This is a genomic window from Variovorax sp. V15 (genome assembly GCF_041154425.1).
Classification (GTDB): Bacteria; Pseudomonadota; Gammaproteobacteria; order Burkholderiales; family Burkholderiaceae_C; genus Variovorax; species Variovorax guangxiensis.
The window spans coordinates 357170-380737 of sequence record NZ_AP028660.1; the positions used below are offsets into that span (position 1 = coordinate 357170).

Sequence of the window (23568 nt, forward strand, 5' to 3'; positions counted from 1 at the left end):
CGGTGCAGGCAATGCGCTCGAAGGGGCTGTGAATCGTGCGCCCACGTCGCGCATCCAGCCGCAGTTGACGGCATGCCCCGGCCTCAGGAGGCATGAGGAGTCTGTCGAGAGCCCGGGACGCCGGCACCGCTGGTTTCGCTCAGGCTCTCTTGACTCCCGGCTCGCGCGGCGCAGGCGTGCCTGCCGGAGCATCCTGGGCCAACGGGCAAACCTTGCGCGGTGGTCGAGCACCGACGCCGCTGTCCTGCGCGTTCTCGGCGGCAGTAGCGCGCAGCTCATCGAGCACCTCGCCATAGTTTCCGTGCAAGGCTGGCCAGTCCGCGCCGGGCTGCAGGTGGACGGGGTCCAGCCGGTCGCGCATGACGCTCAGCCGCACGGCTGGGTGCCTATGCCCCACGGTCGCCAGCCATCCGGCGCAATGCACTTCGGCGCCGGGCCTGGACTGGTGGCAGGCGAACATGGCCGCTCCATGGTCGGGCCCCATGTTGCGCACATCCGGGCAGGTAGCTGCCAGCGCCTCCGCCAGGCCCAGGCTGAAATTCGGGATGCTGCGCGCGTCCTGGTCAAGGCGCCACGGACACGTGGGACAGGGCTGGCGAGGTGGCTTCGGGACGCGCATGCCGGGCATTGTTCCTGAGTGGGTGCAGGGCGACATCGTGGGGTGCCGGGGCGGGGAGGGAACGCAATGAGAAGAAGGGACAGGCGGGGCGGGCTTGGCTTGCCTGTGTGCGCCCAGGGTGTCACGCGGTTCTCGCGTTCAAGGCCCTGCGCGCTCACCTGCGGTGCGCGCTCGGCGCGTGCCGCGCGCCTGCGGCGACCTTGAGCGCTGCGCTGCCGCGTGAGCCAGGAGCGACGCAGGCCATCCCGCCTGTGTCACTTCAGGAGTTCCTCATCATGACTGTCTTTCGTTCAGACCCGTCCTCTTCTTCTTTCGCATTTGCCGCGAAGGCCTCCCTGTCGCCACAGGAACTCGCGCGCAGCGCGCCTGCGGTCTTCGCCGAGCAGGCAGCGGCCTGCACCGGGCGAAGGTACGTCTTCATCAGCACGCGCGACGTCGTCGCCGCGCTCGCGCAGGCCGGCTTCGTACCGACCTGGGCCGTGCAGACGCGATCGCGCCGTGGTGGTGAGGACCGCGCAGGCCATGCGCTGCACATGCTGCGTTTCCAGCCTGTCGTGCAGTCGCTGTCGCTGGAGGACGTGCTCGGCGAGATCGTGCTGATCAACTCGCACGACGGGCGCAGCGCCTACGAGTTGCGCGCCGGACTGTTCCGTCCGGTGTGCACCAACGGGCTGCTCACGGCGATCGGCGACTTCGGGCTGGTGCATGTGAGCCATCGCGGCAACGTAGTGGCCCAGGTGGTGGAGGCCGCGCAGCGCATTGCCGGCGAGTTCGTCCGGGTGGGTGAGGCGGTCGAGGCGATGCGCGGTACCGTGCTTTCGGGCGCGCAGCAACTGGACTTCGCGCGCGAGGCGCTGGCGCTGCGCTATCCGGACCGGGGCGAGCCGCCGGTGCAGCCGGCGCAGTGGCTCGAGCGGCGGCGCCTGGCCGACGTCGGTGACGACGTCTGGCGGACCTTCAACGCGATCCAGGAGCACGCCTTGCGCGGCGGCGTGTGCGGCCGTACGGCCGCAGGACGCGCCATGCACACGCGCGGCATCCGCGCCATCCGTGAGACCGTGCGGCTGAATGCGGGCCTGTGGCGTCTCGCGCTCGCGCGCATCGGCCGCTGACGTGGCAGGCCGGGGCCTCGGCTCCGGCCTTTTCTTTTTCCTTCTCCTTTTTGCGTCTCGGCCCCGGCGGACAGCAGGCGCCGAGGCCTCTGGTTCATTTCTTGATGCAAGGGTGGTGGAATCTTTCGAGCGCCGTGCAGCGATCGCCCTCGGGGCGCAGCGCGGACCTCGTGGCTTCCTTCTTTCACATCCTCAGGAGCATGGACATCAGTACCCTGGAAAAAACCTGGCGGCTTCTCTCGCCCGCGCAGATGAGTGCACATCCGAACGCGCCGGCATGGGCCGGCAGTGCGCGCCATGCAGGCATCCTGGATGAGCGAGCGCGTGGCCCGGGCCCCGGTGCGCACGCGCCGGCGTGTCTCGCCATCGGCGCGGGCTCATGCCTGCCTGCGTCCCATGCTCGCAACTGACAACGACATGGCCCCTGCTGCCCGGGTCGTCCGGCGGGACATCCGCGGCCGGTGCACCCTCGATCTACCCACCCGCGAGGGGATCCTGCGTTCGGACGATGGCCATGCCATCGGGGCGTCCTGGGCCGCCCTCGCGGATGCCGGACTCGGCCGGTACCCGCATCGCCTGTCTGTGGGCGACGATGCCGAGCACGCGCGCCTCGCGGCCGTCGCGACCAGGATCCCGCGGGCGGTCTTCTGCCTGCTCAGCGCACTGCATCTCCATGGACTGACCACACAGCCGCCGCGCGATGTCTGGATCGCGATGCCCAGTGGCAGCCATGTGCCCCGGGTCGATCACTTGCAGTTGCAGATCGTCCGGGCCTTCGGCGATGCCTATGTGGCCGGCATCGAGACGATCGAACGGGGCCATGTCCCGCTGCGCGTCCATGCTGTGGCCAAGACGGTGGCGGACTGCTTCAAGCACCGCAACAGGGTCGGCCTGGAGGTGGCGCTGGAAGCCTTGCGGGAGGTGCGCACCCAGCAGAAGGCCTCCGTGGCCGAGCTCTGGCACTACGCCAAGATCTGCCGGGTTGCCCGCGTGATGCATCCCTACCTGACGGTGATCGGCTGAGCAGCGCGTCCTGCCGTGGACCTGCGCATTGTCTGCGCGAGCCTCGGGCCGTTGGCGATCTCATCGGTTTGGATCCTTTCCGGAAACGGGTCAGGTGGGGAAGTGGGTGGCAGCGCCCGTGTGTGCAGGTCGATCGAAAGCCCCAGCGCTTCCAGCGCGTTCATGTAGGCCCCCATCGTGACCGAGGGCACGCCGCGCTCGATCCTGAGCAGCGTCACACGCGAGATGTTCGCGGCTTGTGCGATCGCCTGGGCGCTGATCTTCATCGCCTTGCGATGTGCGTGAAGCCGTTGGCCCAAGGCGGCGAGGTGGTGGTTCGCCTCGGCAATGAGGACGGGGGGAGGAGAGGGCATTTGGGGTTCCTGAATCGGTCCGCAACGCAAGGCATCTTCTCATCAAGTCTGGGGCCGAATTGCTCCGTTGGTCGCGCCGCAACTGCGGCGAGGGCTCGGCGCATGCCTCCTCTGACCGCCGATAGGACGCCGCAGACTGAGCGGCTGGCGATCCGGCAGCGAAAGACGCAGCCTTACCGAGGCAAGGCATTAGGGAGTAAGGTCAGGCCGCATTGCGGCGTGCCTGCGTGCAGGTGAACAGATTGCAGGCGGGTCTTCCTTCGGGCAAGGCACGAGAAGCGCTGCTTTTTTCGATCATCGTCCTGTAAGCAGGTCAAAGCCGAGCTGCTTCTGATGCCTGATCGCATAAATGCACAGCGCTTGCTTGCTTGGCCTTGGCAGGGACGTGAACGTAAAGAACCAAGTACTCGTCCATCACGTATTCTCGAATCTGGGCATTTCGTGCCAGGCCGGTCAGTCGAGACGCAATGCGCTTGACGATTCGTTCAGCTTCAACCGAGCCGATAACTCTTTCGAAAAACAGGCGCCCCATGGCTGGATGTCGCTCAGATTGGGAACAACGACTTCGCTCAATACCTCAGTACGTCCGGGAGGCGGCCGTAGCCTTCGGCCAAACCGTTCTCCGACCAGTACGCTTCGATATTCTCAAGATTGACCGCAAAGTTGGCCGTGTACAGCACGGCCGTCAGCGACTGGTCCTCGCCTGTGTGCTGCATCTCAGCCGGCAGCACGCCCGCCGGCCGCCTTGCGCGCCCGCTTCAAGGCGTTGATGCCCGCCGTGGCGTCAACGGTGCGCCCAGCCTCGACATCCGCCAAACCCTGGTCTACTTCTTCCAGCAAGAGCAAATGAATGCGCGCGCGCTCCAGCCGGTGGTAGTGATCAAGCCGCTTGGCATCGATCACCGCCACTGCGGGTTCACCGTTTTTTGTGATGATCTTTTCCGCGCCATTCTGAACTTCCAGCACAAGATCAGACAAATGCGTTCGAGCCGTAGAGAAAGGGACGATGTCGCGCACCGCAATGGCCATGAGATGTTCTCCTGTGAGCCTGAAATTGCTCACTATTTTGCTCATCAAGAAGAAGTCCTGCTCTTGGGGAGTGGATGGAGCATTCGTTTCTTGGGCAATGTTTCCGCTGCGCACAGTCTCTGGCCCGCGAGGCGGTCTGCTTGGAAAGCGTGGACTTGTTGCGGCATTGCACTGTCAGGCTAGAGGGCTTGCGCGGGCTATCTGTACTGCTGCGCGTGCTCGCGACAGCCACGCTGCTCGACGGGAGGTCAGGGGGCGGAGCCGTCTGCGTCTTTTCACCTTTCGCCTTCCGCGAGATGTTCGGCATGCCGAACACCCCGCAAGGCAAGCGGTGCCGGCGGCCGGGCGGTTGTCGACGATCACGCTTTGCCCCAGCTTCTGGGCCAGCAGCCTCGCCTGGACGTCGCCTCCGCCGCCCGGGGAATGGGATCACGAGGGTGATCGCCCGGGTGGGGAAGCTGCCCTGGGCCGGGGCGGCCTGCATGCCCAGGGTGCTAAGGGGCACAGCTCATCAGCTATCCGATGGCGTTGCCGGGCGCGTACTCGACGCTGCGGCAGCTGTTCGACATCAGTTGCAGCCGTCAGGGTCTGGCTTGCGAGCCGGCTTTCCTGAGCAACCGGCTCGACGCCATGATCTCGTACGTGGTCGGCAGCGAGGGCATCGCGCTCAGCGGCGAGGCGGCGCCGTACAGACGGCTCGAGGCGGGCGACCTGGTGGCCGTGCCGCTGCGCGACCGAGCGCCATTTCGAGATCCAGACGACGGCAGCACGCACGGTGCCGGGCCATTGTCGCGCCTTTCTGGATCACCTGCGGGAGGTGCTTAGCAGGCAAAGGTAGGAGCGGACCGAGCCTGCTGTCTGGGCGAGGGCAACTGTAGGGCCGCCAGGGTGTGGTTCGGGTCTGACGTTCGGGGGGCGGGGGAGGAGCAAGGACCTGCAGGACTCTTGATTCATCGAGAAAGGCAATAACGCGCGGGCGATCCGACTTGTTTATCGAACATCCTCCCAGGCCGAAGAAAGTCCTCGGCGACCGCTTCAAAAAGCTCGAAGGATGTCTCGAATGAAGGTGCAGGCTCGTCATAGACCAAGGGACGCAGTCGCTCCTCGTATCGGGCATCCGGTGCGAGCTTGGACTGAAAGCGAAAAAAGACTGGCGGCCAACAGTCGGGTTCTTGTGCGGCGATGATCGCAGGATAGACTGCCGTCAGACATTGTCTACAGCGATGGTGTTGCGATGGCCCAGATCCCTCAATCAAGCAGCGTGATCAGTACCCGAGTGCCACTCGGTATGCGGGCGAGCTTCGCAGCGCTGGCCTCGCACCACCAACTGAGCGAATCCAGCTTGCTGGCCAAGCTGATCGACGATGTGCTGACCGCCCACGGCGCAGGCACGAGCAACATGAGCGGACGGCGGGGCTCGCGTGATGCGACCGCCGATGCCGCCGCCAGGGATCGCATCACACTGCGGCTTCGCCCCGGCGATCGAGCGCTGGCGACACAGCGCGCCGAGGCCCGTGGGATGAAGACGGGCAGCTACCTGGTCATGTTGATCCACAACCATGTTCGCGGTTCGACCGTGATGCCGCCGAACGAACTGGGCCAGATAAAGGCAGTCTGCGCTCAGCTGGCGGCGCTCGGGCGGCAGCTCAAAGTGTTCGGCATGCCGAACACTTTGGCTCAAAAAATGGATTTGGAACCGGGTGATGCGCTCGAATCGATTCGGCGGGAGGTCGAAGCTGCGCGCGAGGCCACCGCTGCCGTCGTGCGCTGGAACCTCATGAGCTGGGAGAGCGATCGCGAGGCAGGCCATGCCTAAGCAGACCGTGCGCATGGGCAGAAGCCGTGGCGGGCCGAACGGTGCCTCGCGCGACATGGCGCTGGACATCGTGAGCTACGGCCGGCGCGGACCCGGCGGCACCCTGCGCTTCGGCGCCGGTGAGATTGCGCAGATCCAGCGCACGGTGGGCCGCGCCCCCGAGGTGATGGTGAAGGTCTCCGGCGGCGGTCGCGATGCCGGCGGCGTCAAGGCGCATCTGGACTACATCGGACGCCACGGCAAGCTGCCCATCGAGACCGACGAAGGGCTGCCGCGTCAGGGGCGAAGCGCAGCCGGGGAGATCACGCTCGACTGGCAACTGGACCTCTGCAGAGGCCAGCACAAGCCAAGGCCGGAGCCCGGCCAGAACGACACCCGCGCGAAGCTCGCCCACAACATCGTCTTGTCGATGCCGGCGGGCACGCCTCCAGAGAAGGTGCTGGCGGCGGCACGCATCTTCGCGCGCGAGAACTTCGCGCTGCAGTACCGGTACGCCATGGTGCTGCACACCGACCAGGCGCATCCGCATGTGCATCTGGTGGTCAAGTGCGAGCACGAGTTCGAGCCTGGCAAGCGCCTGTACATCCGCAAGGACACGCTGCGCCAGTGGCGCGAGCAGTTCGCCGTGCTGATGCGCGAGCAGGGCGTGGCGGCCAATGCGACGCCGCGGCAGGTGCGCGGGCAGATCCGCAAGCCCCAGAAGGACGCCATCCATCATCGGCTACGTGCACTTCGTGCGTTCGGGCAACTGCCGACGGGCGAGCGGGCAGGGCAGCGGCCGCCGAAGACCTCGACCTTCATGCGTGCCAAGTTGGATGGCGTGCTCCATGTTCTTCGGACGAGGCGAGGCGCCTTGAATGCTGGTCAGGACGTGATGCAGGGTACCCGCCAGCAGGTCTTGGCAAACTGGCGCGAGACCGCCGAGGTCCTGCGACGGCAGGGTGAATCCGGACTGGCGGTTCAGGTCGAGCGCTTTGTCGAGCGCATGCCCTCTGTGCGGACCGATGCGCAGCGCATGGCCGAGCGCTGGGGGGAGGCGGAGAGAAACCGAGTGCAAGAGCGTACGGATGCCAAGTCACCTGGGGCGCCTGTTCGGTAACCCTGACACTCCTGCAGCGGCCGATGAAGCTTTGCGCAGTGCCGTAGCTTTGCGAGTGACAGCAGGGGACATGGAAATCTACGCGATACCGAAGGTGCCGCAGGATCTCATGGCGCACCAGTGCATCAACCAACGCATGCAAAGCTCGGGCGGACTGTATGTCTGAGACTTCGAGCGCCGCGGGCGCCAAGTCAATGTGCGCGTGGACGACCCCTTGATCTTCAACACCACACAGCTCCAGATCGACGCGGCGCTGGTCGGATTGGGCATTGTGCTGCTGCCGGAAGATGAGCTGATGCCGTACATGCAGTCAGGCCAGCTCTTGCGCGTGCTGGAGGATTGGTGTCCGAAGTTCGAGGGCTACCATTTGTAGTGCCCCAGCAGGCGCCAGCCTTCACCCGCGTTCACGCTGGTGGTCAAGACACTGCGGTTTGCGAACCCAAGTCCATCCAAGCGCTGAGCTGACTCCGCATCTGATCCATCGGCGTGAAGTGGATAGAGCTGTGGCTTGAAATGTCCGAAACATGGGTACAAATTTCGGACAAGCGGAGGCTTTGCCTCCTGGCGGCAGCATCAGAAGATGCCGAGTTTCTGGAATTCTTCCCGCAGCCGTTTCACGACGTTCGTCAGATCCATGGCTTCCAGCCGGTTCTTCTTCAAGAATGCTGTCCACTGCGTTTGTTTGGTCGCATCGCCAGAGAAGTTGTCGCTCAATCCACTAGGAAGTTCACTGACCATGGCGAATTTCCGGCGTTCGAAGGTTGCCGAAATGGCGCGGCGTAACTCGGCGGGGTCCAGCGTGTCTTCGGTCATCAGTACCCAGAGGTCAAAGTAGTCCTTCATCCGGGTATTGGCCATGCCCAGCAGGCAGACAGCATGGAACTTCTCGGCCACGACGGTGTACTTGGGATAGCTGCGCAACTGTGGGGCAGGCAAGTCATCGAGCAGCACAGGGTAGCTGACGGCCTCCGGCGCGGGAGTCACTGCATCGCCGAAGCCGATGTCCACCTGCAGGGTGATGCGCGCGCCGTCGAGCGTCGCTCGCAGATCGACCCGCACGCCGCCGTAGCCGGCTTCCTTGCGGATGACGGTCCCTTGCACCGAGCCTGCATCGAAGACCATCCCATCCTCCACTGCGATCTGGCAGATCTCATGGAAGGCCTTCACCGCTGATTCGACGTCGTCTGGACCGAACCCCAATAGATCGGCATCGCGGGTGGGCCGATGCGGCTGGTCGTACCAGAGCGAAAACAGCAATGCTCCCTTGAGCAGGTAGTTGGAAGCATGGGGCGAGATAGACAGCCGGTAAAGCAGGCGCTCAAGGCCATAGCGGGTGAGCGTCAGGTTGAAGTCCTGCTTCTTGGCATCCGCATGTTGCTTCAAGCGGGCGCGGACCGAAGCTGCGATGTTGCGGCTCATGTGATGACGCTTTCAAGGTAGGGGCGCATCACATTGGACACGCGGTCGATCGTGGCGTAGTGCCAAAGCGCATCGACTGTCACCTTGCGCTGTGCCCATCCCTCGCGCAACGCTTCCAGCGCCACGTCCAAGCCGATCTTGTTGCGAAACTTGAAGCAGTCGGCAATGGTCTTGGCAGCATTGAAGACCGGGACGCTGACGCCATCGATCTGCATGGGTTCGATGCCCTCGGACAGTGCAGTGCCAGACATGCGGATGGCGCGCAGCGCAGGCTGGTCGAGCTTGGGGGTTGGTGAGTTGGGCGGGATTGCGATCCACACTTCAAACGGCGCTTGCGTCCCGATCCCATGGACGCGCAGCGCCGACAGCAGGCAGACAACGCCCTGCGGCACGCGAAGGGATGCTTCTGCAAGAGAGCGGTGCTCGCTGAGTGTGCGCCCGGGCAGGCTGTAGACGCCTCGGGCGATTCGTTCGAGCCGGCCTGCGGCGACCAGTCTGGTGAGCGTTATCGTTGGGAGGCTGTGTTCAGCCAGATCGCGCGCGCGCAGCAGCGGCCGCTGCTTGGCCAGCGCGAGGACGGCTTGTTCGAGAGTCTCAGCAGATGCCATGCTGGAGTTTGTTGCATTTGTTAGTTACTTGTCAATAAAAGACGTACAAATGCAACGCTGCCGCCGCATTCAATCGGGCAAAGTGGGTCAATTTCGGACGGCGATCAGGTTCCAAACCGGAATCGAATCGCCGCTACTGGTCTGGGTATACACAACGGTGTACCAAGGAATCAGGACAGCTTGGGAAAAGTGAGTGTTGGCGCGCGTGCGGAGGTCTTTTTGAACCAGCCCCAGCCCCGTCCCCAGGAAATTTCACATCCATCGTTGCACGATCGCGATCAGCAGGAGGTGCAATGGATAAAGAACATAGAAGATCCATCGGCTGCGTGGGATCGAAATGTCGATCTGACCCGCCCCCCAGATCAGAGGTAACGCGGCCAAGGCCGCGAAGTTGCCATTAATGATGACGAGCGAGGCTGTCGCCAGAATCCACAGCACAAGCCGAAGACGTCCCGGGCTGCGCGCGAAGGCCCAGGCGCCTAGACAGTAAAGCAGTGCTGGCCACCAGAACTCGACCATCGAGCCGCCGAAGAGAAAGACGATCGCTGCGGTGCATCGGCAGAGCCGTCCGCCACGTTCGAGCAGCCAGACGATCAGCACTGCCAGCAGGAGTGTGGCCAGGATATTCAAGGGCCACCAGCCCACCAGTTGAACGAAGGGCGGTGTGGCCAGCAACGCAAAGACCGCCAGTCGTTTCATGGTACGCACATGCACGCCGATCGCCAGAGAGGTGGCGTGCGCCAGATGGGCCATGAGCACGAAGCCGAAGAGCGGCATCGCCATGCGTCCGAGTGCATAGAGCGCCGGGATCGCTCCATGCAGCAGGTACTTGTTGATGTGGTCGCCTGTCATGAGCGCGAGGCCTATCCACTTGAGTGCTTCGAGAGAGCCGGCCGAGATCGACCAAGGGGATATTGCCGCCGGAAGGTTCGTTCGGGCGCGCGCTGCTGGGTTTCGTGCCATGGAGAGAGCAGGCTGGGGACGCTGGCACGTGTCAGTACCCAGGGCGCAGGTCGATGCCTTCGTCCCACAGCTTTTGCCATTCGGCGCCGTACTGTGCGGCGAGTGCCGGTGCGTTGCGCACGACCAGCACATTTTCGGCGTTGCGTAGTGCGGCCGAGGATGTGTAGTTGAAACTGCCGGTCTGCACGAGGGTTCCATCCGCAACCAGGAGTGTCGAGCGGGCGTTTCGTATGGTGTCCAGAACGAGTGGCAAGGCCGAGCCGGAAGTGAAGGCTGCCGTGTAGGGCACGGTCTGTGTGAGGGACGGGGTAGGTGTTGCGAGTTGCGCAAGCCCCGTTGAGGGCGCGACACAGGTGAAGCTTGCGACGATGGCCGCGAATTTCAGTGGCACGCTCGCGCGGAGCCTAGACACGCTCATGGTCCGGCTCCTCGCGATCGCGCGTCGGATGCAGGCGGACATGTTGCGCCGCATGACGAGGACGTCGCTCCGGAAGGTGAATGAAGCGACCCTGTGCCAATGCATCTGCCATCCGCTCGCGGATCAGCTGCATCAGTCGCTGCTGTCCAGCCTGATCTGTGGTCAGGCGGTCGGCGTATTGCTCGGCCAGCCTGAGGCATTGGGCCGCCGTGCGTAGTTCCGGTTGTTCGGGCGCCGCCGCGTCGGGCTGAAGCTCTCCGGTGCGCACTTGGTGGATGAACCGTTCCATCGCCTGGATGTGATCCGGCGTTTCAATACGCCACCGGGTACGTTGCACGACGATCTTCTGCTCGCCGATCGTTTCGCCTTCCGTGTTGCGGGTCGCCACGCGAACGTCGACCGGATGGGTGCCTTGCTGCGTGAGCACAACCTGGTCGCCCATGTGCGGTTGCGAAACCGATTCAGCAAGGGCGCGTTCGAGGTCGGATCCCCAGATGGTGCGGTCGCCGTCTTCCGTACGAAGCTGCACGTAGAAGGACATCCGCTCGCTCGGATCGAACCGGTACGGCGCCGGCGCGGCTGCCAGCAGGATGCCCTGGATCTGTTGCCTTGAAGAGGCGCCATTTTCGTGCGTTGTAGCGGCCTGCGGCGTTGGCTTTCGTTCGGTCTCCTGCGGGGGCTGTGAGCTCTTCAGAGCACGTTGGACCTGGAGTACTTCGGCAGCGGTTGGCGTGTAGCCCTGGACCTCGATGCCGCGCAGGGTGGCTTCGCGCCACATGCCTTGCCGGAAGGACTCCGTGCCCCTGATCCAGAGCTCCTGCCAGCCGCGCGCTTGGGCAATCGCCACGACCCCCTGCAGCACGGCGCGGTTCTCGGTCCACACGCGGATGCGATCGCCGTCGTCGATGAAGGCCAGGGTGCGGTCGGGGAAGAAGTAGCGATCGCCGATATGCAGGTAGAGACGCTCGACGGCATCGGGCACTCTGGGGCGGCCGTGGCTCGCAGCAGGCTTGTCACCCTGGGCTTCACCGGCGAAGCCTTGTGAGACGGTGTCCTCGATGTCCGTCCGGGACTTTTCGGGGGAGGGATCTCTGGGCATAGAAGTTTTTCCAGGCGGGTGCAGCCATGCGAGCGTGGGTTGTCCGTCAGTCCAGGATTCGCGCCATGAACTCGTCGGCGTGGCGCCGGAGTTCCCCGTCGCTGAGCTGCTCGGCGGGGATCACCACATCTCCGAAGTCGAAGGAGAAGTCGTCCAGATTCAGGTCGCCACCTGTTGTGTGGCTGGTAAAGGGTTGGACACGCCTGTCGGTTGTTCCCTGTTCGGCATCGGCCGTGGCCGCGCAGGCGGGTGTGGCGAGCTGGCCGTGTTGGCCCACGTCCAGCTTCGGGACCGATGGCGGCGGCAGCTCGCGCGCGGCAAAGAACCTGTCGCGGAAATAGAAGATGCGGCGCGCGAGCACCGGGCGCAGGCCTTCGTAGAACAGGATCATCCGATCCGGTCCCAACTCCTTGACCTCCTGGGGCAGGAGCAGACGACGTGCCTGTTCGCTGATGCTGACCGTCGACGCCCTGCCTGGACCGTGCGTGCCGCCCCACATCGGCTTGCTCACTGTCTTCTGGCGAACGGTACATGTTCCCAGTTCGCGCGAGATCGCTTCCGCATCCTCGTATTCCTTGGGCGGGAACACGATGCGCGCGGCCAGCATCTTGCGGATCGACTTCGCGCCCTCGCTGCCGTATTTCTCGATCAGCTGCGAGCCGGACTGCACGATGACGACGGTGCGCACGTTGTAGCCGGGCAGGAAAGCCGTGGATTCGGCGATGACGGGAATGCGACCGAGGGCGGGGAACTCATCGAGCATCAGCAAGAGCTGCAGACGAAGCTCTGGGTTGGCCTCGGGGAGTTCCCGTGTCTGCAAGCCGATGGCCTGCTGAAAGAAGAGATTGAGCAGAGGCTGCAGCCGGGCCATGTTGTCGGGATTGATCTGCACGTAGATCGAAATCGCTCGCTTGCGCAGATCCCGCAGATCGAAGTCGTTGGCCGAGGTCGCGGCATCGATCATCGGGTTGAGCCACAGGTCCAGACGGCTGGTGAAGGTCTTGCGGATGCTGGATGCTGTGGTTGGTGCCAGGTCGATGACGTCGTAGAGGCTTCGCACCGCCTCCTGCGACAAGGGGTAGCCGGCACGCTCGCATGCCTCGATCACGCGCTTCCAGTGCTTCTGGAAGCCCTCGGCATCGCTGGCCATCCCTTGGCGCAGCACCTCGCCCAGGGTCCGAGTCGCGCCCTCGGTCTCGAAGAGATAGAGGGCGATGCCCAGGAACAAGGAGCGGGCCGACGAGGTCCAGAACGGGTCGCCGGCCAACGGGTCGGGAAAAAGCATCGTCCCGATGCGCTGCAAGTCATCGATGCAGCGGTAGGGCGATTCGGACACATAGCCGAGTGGATTCCAGCGCGCCGAGCACTCGCGTTCCGACAGGGGGTCGAACAGATGCACCTGCTGGCCGTGCGCGGCTCGAAAACCCGCCGTGCGCATGAAATTCTCGCCTTTGATGTCGCTCACGATGGCGGAGCCGGGCCAGTTCAGCAGGTTGGGAATGACGACGCCGACGCCTTTGCCGCTGCGCGGTGGCGCCTCGAGTTCGACGCCCTGCTGGCCGGGCAGGACCAGGTAGCGATGCCCCAGGCGCCCGAGAATGATGCCGTTCTCCTTGAGAAGGCCCGCCTGTCCGATCTCGCGCCGGGTGGCGAAGCGCGCATTCCCGTGCAAGGGCCGGCGCTTGGGGCACATCGCCACGCCCACCAGGCCCAGCGCCAGTGCCTGAGAGCCAGCCAGCGCCATGATCAGCGTACGCCGCACATCAGGCCGCTCGCCGTGGGCCCTCCAGTAGCGGTGAATCGTGAGCAACGAGGCTTCCTGTGTCGGCAGTCCCAAAGCCATCAGAAAGACATGGGCCGAGACATACAGGCCGACCGCCGCCGCAACCAGCAGCGCGACCGCAATCCTGAACGGGCTAGGCCAACGCTCGGAGCTTGGTGCCAGGGTCATACCAGATCTCCCGCACGATGCGCCGCTGCCGGCCGTCCTGCCGGTCTCTCGCGCATTGCACGACGATGTCCACGCTCATCTGCGCCAGCTCTACGCCCTCGCGGGTGCTCATGCCATGGCCCGCCTGGCTGCGCTTCATGAGCTGCGCCAGCGCCACGAAGGCCAGTTCGGCGCTGTCCGCGTGCACGCTGGTGATGGAGCCCGGGTGGCCGGTGTTCACCGACACCAGGTAGTCGTAGACCTCCTCGCCCGTACGCAACTCGGACACGAACACCCGGTCGGGTCGCTGTCGCTTTGCGCTGGCCAGCAACTGGCCGGGCGTGACTTCGGCCTGCCCCTGGGCGCCCTGCGAATAGAAGAGCCTCACATGGTTCGGCTGGTTGCGCAGCGAAAGCTCCTTGACATCCTCGATGGTGATGAGGCGGTCCTCGGCAGGCACCTCGAGAATCAGTGCCTTGCTGACGGTCGTCTTGCCGGACCCGGTTGCACCGGACAGGAGGATGTTCTTGCGCAGCTGGACGGCGCGGCGCAGGAACGATGCGAACTGCATGCGCGCGAGAAGGGCCGCCAGCTCCCTGTCTTCGACAGATCGGGCTGTGGCGTCCGATTGCCTCTCCAGCGTCGCGGGAATGCAGCGTGTCGGCGCGAAGATATGCATGCCCTCCAGGTCTTCGAGCGTCCAGAGGGCGTTGGACGGACGGCGCACAGTGATCGAAACTGTCCGCTCCAGCGTTGCGGGCGGCAGCACGACCTGGATTCGCTCGCCACCTGGCAGGGTTGCAGACAACAGGGGCTCGTTCGCCGAGACACGCTGCCTGGTGAAGTTGGCCACAAGTTTGGCGATGGCCATGCACCAGTCGAAGCTGGCGAACGGCAGTGCCTCGCGGGTCCAGCCCGATTGCCGTTCCACGAAGGCCACACCGGGCTCGTTGATGCAGATCTCGGTGACTTCGGGATCGCCAAGGAGACGGTCGAGCGGGCCCAGGAAGAGGGCGAGGGAGGAGGGCGTCTCCGCGGATGCCGCGGTCGGCGCGGAATCACGCGTCGCGTGCCCGTTTTGTGCGGCGTCGCCGCACTCCCGGTCAAGGTGTGGTGGGGGCCGCTCGAAGCGCATAGACGCTCCTGAAGTCCACGTCGCGGGCGACCAGAATCTGGATCCGCTCGCCCTGGTTCTTGATGACCGTGGGCGGGATCGCGTTGGTGTTGCGCAGCACCTCCGTGATGACGTCCCGGTTGCCCTGAGGCGCCAGCACCACGCCGCTGCCGAGACGGGGACCGCGCTGCTGGTGGGCGGTGATCGCCTGCATCGTGCCGTCGATCACCGAGATCAGGATCGCAGCACCGAAACGATCCCAGAAATGGGTGTCGACGAATCCCGGGAGGCCGTTGCGTCCCAGCTCATCCGTGCCAGGTGAGGCCAACTGAACCACCACGCCAGCAGGCGTGCGGGCTTCGTTCCACACGACAAAGACGCGGCCCTGTCCCTGGCGCGGAACGCCACGCTGCTCGCCGACGTACTTCGTGCCGCGCTCCAGCAGGACGACCTTCCCGTCTGCACCGTAGATGTCGCTGCTGCCGATGCAGGTGGTCATGCCTTCGTGGGTCGAGTCGATGGCTGTTTCCAGGGTGCAATCGATGAAAGCCCCCTTGGGCAGCAGCATTCGCCGCGTGGGATGCATCTGGGCTGCAACCGACGGGGTGGAGGTGGAGCGAAGGCTGGTGGCGAGGCCACCGCTCCCGGGCGCTGCCGAGACGGCCTGGGGCGCCTGCAACGCCCCGATCAACTGCGCCATCCCCGGAACGCCACTGGACGCCATCGCCGGCTCTGCCGATGCCTGAGATGTCAGGGCTGCTGCTTGCGATAGCGACTGGGCGCGTCGCAGCACAGGGAGGCCCAATTGGCGCTCCAGAGCGATCTGCTCGGGCGTCTTTGGTGGTGGTCCCGCGTTGGGAGGTGTTGCCGAGGGTGGTGCGGGCGGGTCGACGGTCACCGGCGCCGGGCCCGGCGGCGCCCCGGGAAGGGCCAAGCGGCCCAGCGGCGGCACTTTCATCTCTCCGTCAGCGCGGGCCGCGCTCGCTTTTTTTGCGGTCTCTTCGGCATCCTTTGTTCTGGCGTACTGCGTGCTGTAGTACCAGAAAAGGAATCCGGCACCCAGAAGGATGATCGTGGCCAGCGCCAGGGATCCACTGACCCGGGACTGGATGGAGCGCTCGCGATTGACCGAGGGGATGGTGCGCTCGCCCGGGATCGCCGCATTTCCTTGGGTTGAAGAAGAAGGCTCGCGCTGTGAACTCGGGGCACGTCGTGATGACAGGATCTCCCCGGTGTCCGGGTCGACATCGGGCACTGCGGATTCCTTCGAAGGCTCGATCCGGGCGTTGTGGGGGAAGCGTTCTGGATCGGTCATGGACCGTCTCCCGTGATGACACGCTGTACGCTGGGGGCGGTGGTGTGATTCGGCGCGCGTGCGCCACCGCCGGCGAAGGATCGATTGACGATGCAGCCGACCAGCATGCCCCGGCGCGCCACCAGGCGACGCGCGACGCGGTGGACGACGACCTCGTCTTCTTCGACATGGAAGTTCAGCAGCGATTCGGATCCGTCGTCGTTCTGAACGAAGAGCGCCGGGAATTCCGAGCGCGCCTGGAAACGCAGCCGGGTGTGCACGCCGTCGTCATAGACGCTCACAGGCCTGAGCGAATCGCTGCCGCAAAACCAGTAGTCCGTGTTGCGTGGCCGGTCAGCCGCCTCCCGTTCCAAGCGGGTCTCGGCGCGGCGGCGTTCCCGATCCGCTGCCGCCGCGCGTGCGTCGTCCTCCGGATAGACGAAGCGCACCGAATAGATCATCCGCCTGGTGGCCGCGCCGGCGGGCGCTGTCGTGGAGACGGCGTAGTCGAAGTGGTAAACCCGACGGTTGGTCAGCACGGTGAAGTTGGTGGAGGCGTGCGACTCTTTGGGCTTGATGAAGAAGTGATTGCGCTCGGTGCCGACGTCGAAGGCGCCGTTGTCGCCCGAGCCCAGGTTCACGAACTCCTCGCCCTCAGCGAACTGCAGATGGATCTGGTAGCCGACGTAGCCCTGCAGCGTGACGACATCGTTGGCGTTGTAGGCGACCACCCGCACCCGTGCGTCGACCTTCCCGGCCGGAGGTACGGTGGCAGCCGTGACAAAAGGCGCGGCGAACACCAGGCTCACCGCAAAGCCGATCGCGCGCTGTGCGCCTTGGGGCGTCATCGTCCATCCTGCCTGCCGGATGCCACGTCCGTTGCGGTGACCTCGGGCTCGCGTCGGTACTCCACGACACGGAAGCCCAAGGGATTGAGCGAGCGCGTCTTGTTGTCCTTCGACGGGCGTACATAGGCGAACTCAATCGTGGAAACCCAGTGACTGGACTGCTCTTCCCCCGTCCCGCCCGGCCGCATGAAGCGGGTGAAGCGTACCTGGGCCAGCCGGTCCTTGCGGCTGTCCAGCTTCAGGAAGGTGGTCGAGCGAACCTGCGTGCGAATGGAGGTCCCATCCTTGTATATGTTCAGTGGCGAGGCCGGGTTGTCGGTGGCCCACAGGTTCGCCCATTCCTGGTTCAGTCGCGGCGAGTTCTGGGAGGCGACCAGTTCGTAGTCCGCCTCCACGGTGCCATAGAAGTACCGCTCGCGTGCGAGCACATAGTTCTGCAGGAGGTTTCGGGTCACCAACGGCTCGATGTCGGCTGTTCCTTCGTAGGTCGGAACGATGTCGACGATCCCACTGCTGCTGTCGACTCGGATCAGAACGGGGACCGGTTGCTTCAGGGGCGTCAGGCCTCCGACGGCAACGACCGCGAGGACTGCGATGACAGCCGCCACGGCGGCAACGATCCAGGCGACTCTGATAGAGCGTTCTGCTCGACGCGCGCGATCCAGTTCCCAGCTCTGGGCCTCGAGCAGGTAGGTCCGCGGCGCGGCGTCATGGGGCATTGGCGGCTCCCGAGCGAAGCGCACCGACGGGCGCGTTGATCGGCGCGAGCGGGCCTTCGCATTGCGCCGGCTGGGGTGGGCGGGTGCCACATGCCGTCAGGAGTACAGTCAACAGGACAAATGCGATGGAGGGCTTCATTGCGTGCTCCACGGCTAGCGACTGCGAAGTGAGCCCGGCATGACTCGCTCCCTGGGAACAACAGTTCCGCCGCGGCGCGATGCTCCAATCTGACCGATGGAAGCGATGCCAGCGCCGGCGCGATTCCCCGCCAGGCGGCGCAGTGAATCCCATCGTCCGCCCGGTTCCCGCCGCAGGCCGTCGAGTACGCCGCGGCCGAATTCGTTGCTGGTTCGCTTCGTGGTGCCGAGCCCCCATTGAAGCGCGCCGCTGATGACCCCGTAGGTACTCAGCGCGACACCGCTCGCAAGCCCGGCCGCGATCGGCATGACTTGCCGCATCACCAGGAAGACCAACGCTGAGGCGATGCAGACTCGCGCACTGGCTGCGATGGTGATTCCGGCACCTGCTGCCGCTGCGCTGGCCGCGTAGGCTTTCACAATGTTGAGAAGCAGCGCAGCTGCAAGTATCGTGAGCACGCCGACGAGCGCGTAGTTCGCCAGCTGTGCGGTCCAGGATTCGAAGAATCGCCGGGTGGCGTCAAAGAAGAGCAGGACAATGAAGATCGGACCCAGGGCGAGCAGGATCGCAATGGCCACCTTCGAGAGACCGAGCATGAATGCCGTGACGACCACAGTCAGGCCGACCAGCAGATAGACCAGGAAGCCTGCGATGTAGAACGCGAAGTCGCGATCAAACACACTCCCTTTATTGAGAAGCTGCTCGGCAACTGACGTTCCGTCAAGCCAAACCTGATCAATCACATTCACGACGGTTGACGCCCCGATGGCAGATGTCGCCAGCTGCTCAGGCGCGCGATAGAACGTATCCGTGATGACCTGGTTGTAGGTCCACAAGCGAAGGCCTACGCCCAGAACGATTGCGATGGTGAGGATGCGTTTGACGCCCTCCCAGATGGGCTCCTGGATTCGCCCGGCGAGGCTGAGGCAGCCCCAGATCATCACGTAGATGGTCGCAAGCGTCACTGCCGCAGGCTCGATGGCGGATGCGACCCGCGTCGAGTGCAAACCAACGTAGTTAGCAAGCTGGCCGTCGAGCCACGAGAAGAATTGAGCAAAGAAGCCCATGATCAATCTCGCTACTGAGCAACAGCCTCCGGTACGAGGACCGGCTTCAGCTCGCGCGTGTTGCTGATTCCTTCTGGCTTTCGTCTGATCAGGTCGCCATCAAACGGTTTCGATGATGGCGCTCGGGAAATGGCTGGCCCTGCGTGTGCTGGCGGTGCCGTCTCCGCAGACCGATGTTGACCGAATTGATGCGCCCCGATTCCTGCCGTTGTAGCCACGATGATCGCGACGAGGAGTGAGTTTGGTTTCCGCATGGATCGGCCCTGCAGCACTAGTAGGTGACGGTGAAAAGAGACCTCGTGGAGCCGATGTCCGAGGCGGACTGCTCCCGGATGCGCTGTTTGCGCATGAGCTCTTCCGATTGAGCGACCTGATAGAGGCTCTGCAGCTTCGTCTGCTCATTGGTGAGCATGCTCTGTTCGGCCTGGATCCGCGCCTGAAGATCCTGGATGGCCTTGGGGTCCTGCGCGGTGGCGATGCGGTTGATCAGTTGCTGCAATGTCGAGAAGCGCTGGCTGGTGTTTTGATATGCGCTTTGGGTCATCCCGTTGAGCAGGGCTGCGGACTGTCGACCTTGCTCGACGATTTGGCGCAGTTCGGGGCTGAGCGCGTTCATCTGCGTTCCGGAGAGGACGCTGTTCGCTCTCATGATCGACTGCACATGGTTCGCCAGTCCGGCATAGCCGGTCGTCGAGCCGTTGAGTGTGCTCATCAACTCGCCGTAGCTGGGCGGCAGGTAGTTGCGTGCGAGCTCCGGGATCGGTAGCAGCTGTTCCATGCCTCGTGTGCCCGTCATGGCGCCATGGGTCTGGGCCAATTGATCCCTCGAGGCCTTCAATTGGTCGTACTGCTTCTGCATGGAGGAGATCTGCTGCTGCCAGTACATGATTTGCTGCATCAGGTTGGCAACGGCCGTGACGTCGATCACCGGGATGCCGGCTTTCGCCCCCGGAGATGCCATGAATGCTGTTGCGGCAAAAAGAAGAGCAAGGAGAAGACGCCTACGCATGGGAGACCTCCCGGGGCGGGGTTGAACTTGCAGGGTTGCCGGCCAGGGCCGCGCGGAAAGGAGGCAGCCATTGATCGGGATGGGGGCCGTGCCTTTCGATGAGCTCGCGCATGAGACGGACGTTGCCGGTGCGCCCGGAGATGACGTGCAAGGCTTCGTCGAAGCCTCGCAGATCGAGCTGCGCGACCACGCTCGCATGGTTCTGCTTGATCAGGAACTGGCGTGAGCCGGGCTCGAGCTCCTGCTTGATGAGCGCGAACTCGCGGTCCGTCAGGTTGAAACCACGGGTGTATTCGTCGTAGTCGGCATCCGGGTTGGGAAACAGGATCTTGGTCGGCGTCTGCTCGACAATGGTCCGGGCGATGCTGGACCCGAGAACGTGGCTGGTGCTCTGGGTGAAGGTGGCGATGTTCGCGTTCTTCTTGCGCCAGGTCTCCAGCCCGTTCTTGGCGAACTGCGCGAAGGCCGGGTCGCCGAGGAGCTTGGCGAACTCGTCCATCCAGCACACCAGGGGACGACCGTCCACCATGTGATGGACCAGATGGAAGAGGTACATGGTCAGTGGTGCCCGGACTGTCTCGTTGTCGAGGAAATCGGTCACGTCGAAGCCGATCAGGGCGTGACGAGCCAGCAGGGACGCCACCTCGTCGCGGTCGTTGTCGAAGACCCAGGCGTAGTCCCCGCGCTCCGAGGCACACCACTTGCGAAGGCGCGCGTGCACGCCTTCCGGGTCCGTGATGTCGAGGAAGGCCGCGAGCCGGGACAGCCGTCTGAAGGGCCTGGCAAGCTCGAGAGTCCCGCGCAGGGCCTGCTCGAGGTCGTCCTCCTGGCGCACCGTCAGGGGATCATGCGGTGAGCGCATGACAAGGCGCCTGAGCCAGTGCCGCATGAACTCGAGGTTGTCGGGGACGGTGTCGTCCAGCTGAAGCGGATTGCAGCCGGTGGGCGTGCCGTTCTTCAGCGGCAGATACTGGCCGCCGAGCGCCCGTACGAGGATATGCAGTCCCTCGTCCTTGTCGAAGATGATCTGGGTGGCATCGAGGCGGTTGCAGATGGCGACCATGCAAAAGCCCAGCAGGGTGGTTCGGCCGGAGCCGACCGGCCCCAGGGCCGTGATGTGCCCGACGTCCCGCCGGCTGCCGCCTTCCGGACTGCGCGGATCGCTGGTGTGCAGCGAGAAATAGTAGGGAGAGCCGGCCCTGGTCATGAACACGGTCAGCGCGTCGCCCCAGTAGTTGCCTGTCGCGCGGCCGGTGGGGAAATTGTGGAAGGGCGACATGGCCGCGAAGTTGCGGCTGGTGATGGGAGCCTTGCGGCTGCGGTAGGTGAAATTTCCCGGCAATTGGGCCCAGAAGGCCGCCTCCAGCGCCAGGTCCTCCCTGGCTACCACCATGCCGGTGTCGCCGAGCAGGTAACGGGCCCGCGCCACGCTGTCGTTGAGCTGCTTCAGCCTGTGGGTCTGTGCTGATTCACCGAGGGTGTCGTCGCTGTCGGACAGCACATGGAGGCTGAAATGGTGGTCGCCCACCACGAACCGGTTGCTCATCAGGTCGTCGAGTGCATCCTCGAGTTCTTCGGCCTGCGAGACCGCCAAATCCCCCGCGGCCGCCATGCGATGGTGCTGCCGGCTCATCATGTCGGTGGCGGTGCCCTTGGCGAGGAAGGTGAAACTCTGGGTCAGGACGAACGGGAAAGGGGCTGTCAGCAGGGCGCTCAACATCCCGGGCGCGGTGGGCGTCGGATATTCCTTGATTCCCAGGAAAGCGCCGATGCGGGTGCGCGTGTCCATGCGGTACTCCATGGCCTCGTTGCCGAAGAAGGGGCGGGTGGTGGCCAGGACTTCATTCAGTGCGGCGCGAGGCAAGGGCATGCGGTGCCACTCCCCGTTGACCAACAGGCCGTGGAACTCCAGCAGTGAGGAAAAAAGCGCGTCCTTCTCCGGCAACCGGTAGATGCCCAGTACCTCGGGGTCATAGCGCTCCAGGGCTGCAAGCAGTTCCTGGCGCAGCTTGCCGCAGGCATCGAGGGCATCGTCTAATTCCATTCGTGCGCCTGCCGGATCCGTGCGCCTGAGAACGCGCAGCGCAGCGTTGCCGATGTGCGTGGGTTGCGGCCGGAAGACCAGCGACAGGTACAGCTCGTTGACCATGAGCCGCTCGCGGGCCATCTTCTGACGGTAGCGCTGTTCCACCTCGCGGGCGAAACCGGGCACCGTTCGGCTCTGCCGGTAGGTCATCTCGCGGCGCCGGATCACGTGGGTCCACAGCGCCAGGTTGGGTGAAGCGATGTTGCGCAGCAGGACGTTGAGCCGTTCGTGCCAGTTGTTGATGTCCTCGTCGTCCGCGCTCTCGAAGGAAGCGCCGGCCAGCCGAAAGGTCTGGACATAGTCGCCTGCACTTGTCCGGGCCACATGCTCGTCCACATGGGTCACGAGCGGAATCATGGCTGCCGCTCGGACCTCGCGGCGCAGGGTCTTCTCGGATCGGGAGAGCAGTGGCATGGCGTACACCCTGGACTGGGCGCCTAGACGACGTCGGCACAGCTTGAGCGCCGGCGGCCGCGGTGGTCCGGAAGATCCACTCCCAGCGGGCTGTAGGAGCTGGCACGCCAGAACCGCAGGTTGCCAACCAGCATCGACGGCAGGCGCGTGCGCCCCCACAGGTGCAGCAGATCGAAGAACCTGGGCTCGTACAGGCACACCAGGTAGAGCATCCCGTGGATCGGCACGAAGGCCAGGAGCCAGGCAAGATTCGTTGTCACGATGAAGGATTCGGTCGTGACGACGATGTTGAACATCATGGCCGTGTAGGTCACACCGCAGACCATCGGGGGCCGGGTCATCCCCACGAACAGCGGATCGGCGACGATGCCTTGGCTGCGACTCATGGTCGATCTCCTCAGACCCCGAACAGGCCCCGGATCCAGGACACGATCTGCGGCCCCCCGAAAACCAGCACGGTGCCGATCACCACCGCGACCATCCACCACCAGCTCAGGCGTCCGAACCAGGCCATCGCCCCGGAAACCATCACGGCGACCGCTGCCAGCGGCGTCAGGATCGCCACCAGTTGCTGCTGCGTGGCGTTCGCGCCGGTGGCGAAGGGGCTGCCTCCGAAGGCGATCGCAGGGAGACTCGCTGCGAGCACCGCAACCACGAGCAGCGCGGCGCGGCCGGGACGGCGATCCTTTTCATGCACGGGGCTTGGGCATTCCGGCGCGGCGGTGCTCCCGGACCAGGTGAGGGGTTTCGCCCTGTGGATCAGGTAGGCGGTCATGGCGTTGCTCCGGCGGATGGCAGGGAAATAACAGGAACGATTCGGGCGTCCTGCTCCGGCGCGGCGGCCTCAGCGGGCATCACAGGGCGCTTGCTGCCTTGGCCATTGCCGTAGACATCCCACCAGGGGCGTGGTGCTTCGGTCCAGCCCGCGATCGCGCGATGCCTGCCTGGGGCGACAATGGGTTTCGTCGGCAACGCACGCCCGGCATCGCGGAGTGCCGAGGCTGTCTCTCGCTTGAGGGCTGCGATGTCACCGAGCAGACGGGCATGCTGTTCGTCGGCCTCGCGGACGGCCTGCATGTCGGACAAGGCCAGGCGCTCTGCCCTGCGGCGGGCGAGGCTTTCAAGCTGCTCCTCTGATTTCTTCAGCTCCTGGCGAAGAATGTCGATGCGTTCCTGGTCGCGAGTTCCCTGTCCGGCCGCAGCGATCGCTTGCGCCGAGGCGGGTCGGGACTGCGCGGACAGGTCGCTTGCGAAGGCAGCCAGTCCCGCGAAGGCGCTCAGCAAGAGGCAGGCGGCTCGTCCGCCTTCCAGTGTCATGCCGATGCAGTGAGCATTCCTTGCGCGCATGGCCGCACTGTCTACCCGTGACTGTGCGCGTGTCGACTGTCTC

At 64.6% G+C, this 23568-nt stretch carries 24 protein-coding genes and 2 pseudogenes; 6 read left to right on the forward strand and 20 right to left on the reverse strand.

What is annotated here, in order from left to right; genetic code table 11:
• Window positions 1–139: 139 nt before the first annotated feature.
• Entirely contained in the window at window positions 140–655 is a 516-nt protein-coding gene (locus ACAM57_RS34055) for a DUF6283 family protein (protein ID WP_369662603.1), read from the reverse strand.
• A gap of 239 nt (window positions 656–894) precedes the next feature.
• On the opposite strand from ACAM57_RS34055, the gene ACAM57_RS34060 reads away from it, so the two are divergent.
• Together ACAM57_RS34060 and ACAM57_RS34065 are read left to right on the forward strand one after the other, a co-directional pair.
• Entirely contained in the window at window positions 895–1731 is an 837-nt protein-coding gene (locus ACAM57_RS34060; protein ID WP_369662604.1) for a DUF932 domain-containing protein, read from the forward strand.
• 396 nt (window positions 1732–2127) lie between these two features.
• Window positions 2128–2754, forward strand: coding sequence for a hypothetical protein (locus ACAM57_RS34065; protein WP_369662605.1), 627 nt, complete (start codon window positions 2128–2130; stop codon window positions 2752–2754).
• Here ACAM57_RS34065 and ACAM57_RS34070 read toward each other — a convergent pair.
• The 3 genes from ACAM57_RS34070 to ACAM57_RS34080 all read right to left on the reverse strand — a co-directional run bounded on the left by ACAM57_RS34070 (window position 2733) and on the right by ACAM57_RS34080 (window position 4136).
• Window positions 2733–3107 carry a helix-turn-helix domain-containing protein gene (locus ACAM57_RS34070; protein ID WP_369662606.1) on the reverse strand — a complete coding sequence of 125 codons (375 nt, stop codon included), beginning with the start codon at window positions 3105–3107 and terminating at the stop codon, window positions 2733–2735. The genes ACAM57_RS34065 and ACAM57_RS34070 overlap by 22 nt on opposite strands.
• 313 nt (window positions 3108–3420) lie before the next feature.
• A complete protein-coding gene (locus ACAM57_RS34075; protein ID WP_369662607.1) occupies window positions 3421–3639 on the reverse strand; it encodes a hypothetical protein in 219 nt (72 codons plus the stop codon).
• A gap of 185 nt (window positions 3640–3824) precedes the next feature.
• Window positions 3825–4136 carry a type II toxin-antitoxin system Phd/YefM family antitoxin gene (locus ACAM57_RS34080; RefSeq protein ID WP_369662608.1) on the reverse strand — a complete coding sequence of 104 codons (312 nt, stop codon included), beginning with the start codon at window positions 4134–4136 and terminating at the stop codon, window positions 3825–3827.
• A gap of 522 nt (window positions 4137–4658) precedes the next feature.
• Here ACAM57_RS34080 and ACAM57_RS34085 point away from each other — a divergent pair.
• The 4 genes and pseudogenes from ACAM57_RS34085 to ACAM57_RS34100 all read left to right on the forward strand — a co-directional run.
• Complete coding sequence (locus ACAM57_RS34085) at window positions 4659–4961, forward strand: LysR substrate-binding domain-containing protein (RefSeq protein ID WP_369662609.1); 303 nt, start codon at window positions 4659–4661, stop codon at window positions 4959–4961.
• Between the two features lie 409 nt (window positions 4962–5370).
• Window positions 5371–5952: a hypothetical protein gene (locus ACAM57_RS34090; protein WP_369662610.1), complete on the forward strand. Its 582-nt coding sequence runs from the start codon at window positions 5371–5373 to the stop codon at window positions 5950–5952.
• Window positions 5945–7051 carry a relaxase/mobilization nuclease domain-containing protein gene (locus ACAM57_RS34095; RefSeq protein ID WP_369662611.1) on the forward strand — a complete coding sequence of 369 codons (1107 nt, stop codon included), beginning with the start codon at window positions 5945–5947 and terminating at the stop codon, window positions 7049–7051. Before ACAM57_RS34090 ends, ACAM57_RS34095 begins: the two co-directional genes overlap by 8 nt.
• 85 nt (window positions 7052–7136) lie before the next feature.
• A pseudogene (locus ACAM57_RS34100) lies at window positions 7137–7511 on the forward strand (LysR substrate-binding domain-containing protein); the annotation flags it as partial.
• 113 nt (window positions 7512–7624) lie between these two features.
• Here ACAM57_RS34100 and ACAM57_RS34105 read toward each other — a convergent pair.
• From ACAM57_RS34105 to ACAM57_RS34180, 16 genes and pseudogenes are all read right to left on the reverse strand, one after another.
• Window positions 7625–8470, reverse strand: coding sequence for a nucleotidyl transferase AbiEii/AbiGii toxin family protein (locus ACAM57_RS34105; RefSeq protein ID WP_369662612.1), 846 nt, complete (start codon window positions 8468–8470; stop codon window positions 7625–7627).
• Window positions 8467–9078 carry a type IV toxin-antitoxin system AbiEi family antitoxin domain-containing protein gene (locus ACAM57_RS34110; protein WP_369662613.1) on the reverse strand — a complete coding sequence of 204 codons (612 nt, stop codon included), beginning with the start codon at window positions 9076–9078 and terminating at the stop codon, window positions 8467–8469. Before ACAM57_RS34110 ends, ACAM57_RS34105 begins: the two co-directional genes overlap by 4 nt.
• A 252-nt stretch (window positions 9079–9330) precedes the next feature.
• Window positions 9331–9930 (reverse strand): TraX family protein, encoded by a 600-nt coding sequence (locus ACAM57_RS34115; protein WP_369662614.1) that lies wholly within the window; start codon window positions 9928–9930, stop codon window positions 9331–9333.
• A 142-nt stretch (window positions 9931–10072) separates the two neighbouring features.
• Window positions 10073–10249, reverse strand: a pseudogene (locus ACAM57_RS34120) (phospholipase D-like domain-containing protein); the annotation flags it as partial.
• Window positions 10250–10445: 196 nt separating this feature from the next.
• A complete protein-coding gene (locus ACAM57_RS34125; protein ID WP_369662615.1) occupies window positions 10446–11558 on the reverse strand; it encodes an LPD7 domain-containing protein in 1113 nt (370 codons plus the stop codon).
• A 46-nt stretch (window positions 11559–11604) separates the two neighbouring features.
• The gene (locus ACAM57_RS34130) at window positions 11605–13509 is read right to left on the reverse strand and encodes a type IV secretory system conjugative DNA transfer family protein (protein ID WP_369662616.1); all 1905 of its coding nucleotides are present in this window, start codon (window positions 13507–13509) and stop codon (window positions 11605–11607) included.
• Window positions 13475–14623: a P-type DNA transfer ATPase VirB11 gene (gene virB11, locus ACAM57_RS34135; RefSeq protein WP_369662617.1), complete on the reverse strand. Its 1149-nt coding sequence runs from the start codon at window positions 14621–14623 to the stop codon at window positions 13475–13477. Before virB11 ends, ACAM57_RS34130 begins: the two co-directional genes overlap by 35 nt.
• Window positions 14592–15917, reverse strand: coding sequence for a type IV secretion system protein VirB10 (virB10, locus tag ACAM57_RS34140; protein ID WP_369662618.1), 1326 nt, complete (start codon window positions 15915–15917; stop codon window positions 14592–14594). Before virB10 ends, virB11 begins: the two co-directional genes overlap by 32 nt.
• Window positions 15914–16744: a TrbG/VirB9 family P-type conjugative transfer protein gene (locus ACAM57_RS34145; RefSeq protein ID WP_369662619.1), complete on the reverse strand. Its 831-nt coding sequence runs from the start codon at window positions 16742–16744 to the stop codon at window positions 15914–15916. The genes virB10 and ACAM57_RS34145 overlap by 4 nt, the downstream gene beginning before the upstream one ends.
• Window positions 16741–17463: a virB8 family protein gene (locus tag ACAM57_RS34150; RefSeq protein ID WP_369662620.1), complete on the reverse strand. Its 723-nt coding sequence runs from the start codon at window positions 17461–17463 to the stop codon at window positions 16741–16743. Before ACAM57_RS34150 ends, ACAM57_RS34145 begins: the two co-directional genes overlap by 4 nt.
• Window positions 17464–17616: 153 nt before the next feature.
• Window positions 17617–18669, reverse strand: a complete 1053-nt coding sequence (locus ACAM57_RS34155) for a type IV secretion system protein (protein WP_369662621.1) — start codon at window positions 18667–18669, stop codon at window positions 17617–17619.
• A gap of 271 nt (window positions 18670–18940) precedes the next feature.
• The gene (gene virB5 / locus ACAM57_RS34160) at window positions 18941–19678 is read right to left on the reverse strand and encodes a P-type DNA transfer protein VirB5 (RefSeq protein WP_369662622.1); all 738 of its coding nucleotides are present in this window, start codon (window positions 19676–19678) and stop codon (window positions 18941–18943) included.
• Window positions 19671–22178 carry a VirB4 family type IV secretion/conjugal transfer ATPase gene (locus ACAM57_RS34165; RefSeq protein WP_369662623.1) on the reverse strand — a complete coding sequence of 836 codons (2508 nt, stop codon included), beginning with the start codon at window positions 22176–22178 and terminating at the stop codon, window positions 19671–19673. The genes virB5 and ACAM57_RS34165 overlap by 8 nt, the downstream gene beginning before the upstream one ends.
• Before the next feature lie 23 nt (window positions 22179–22201).
• Window positions 22202–22564 (reverse strand): type IV secretion system protein VirB3, encoded by a 363-nt coding sequence (locus tag ACAM57_RS34170; protein WP_369662624.1) that lies wholly within the window; start codon window positions 22562–22564, stop codon window positions 22202–22204.
• Window positions 22565–22575: 11 nt separating this feature from the next.
• A complete protein-coding gene (locus tag ACAM57_RS34175; RefSeq protein ID WP_369662625.1) occupies window positions 22576–22953 on the reverse strand; it encodes a TrbC/VirB2 family protein in 378 nt (125 codons plus the stop codon).
• Window positions 22950–23495: a hypothetical protein gene (locus ACAM57_RS34180; RefSeq protein WP_369662626.1), complete on the reverse strand. Its 546-nt coding sequence runs from the start codon at window positions 23493–23495 to the stop codon at window positions 22950–22952. The genes ACAM57_RS34175 and ACAM57_RS34180 overlap by 4 nt, the downstream gene beginning before the upstream one ends.
• Between the last annotated feature and the right edge of the window lie 73 nt (window positions 23496–23568).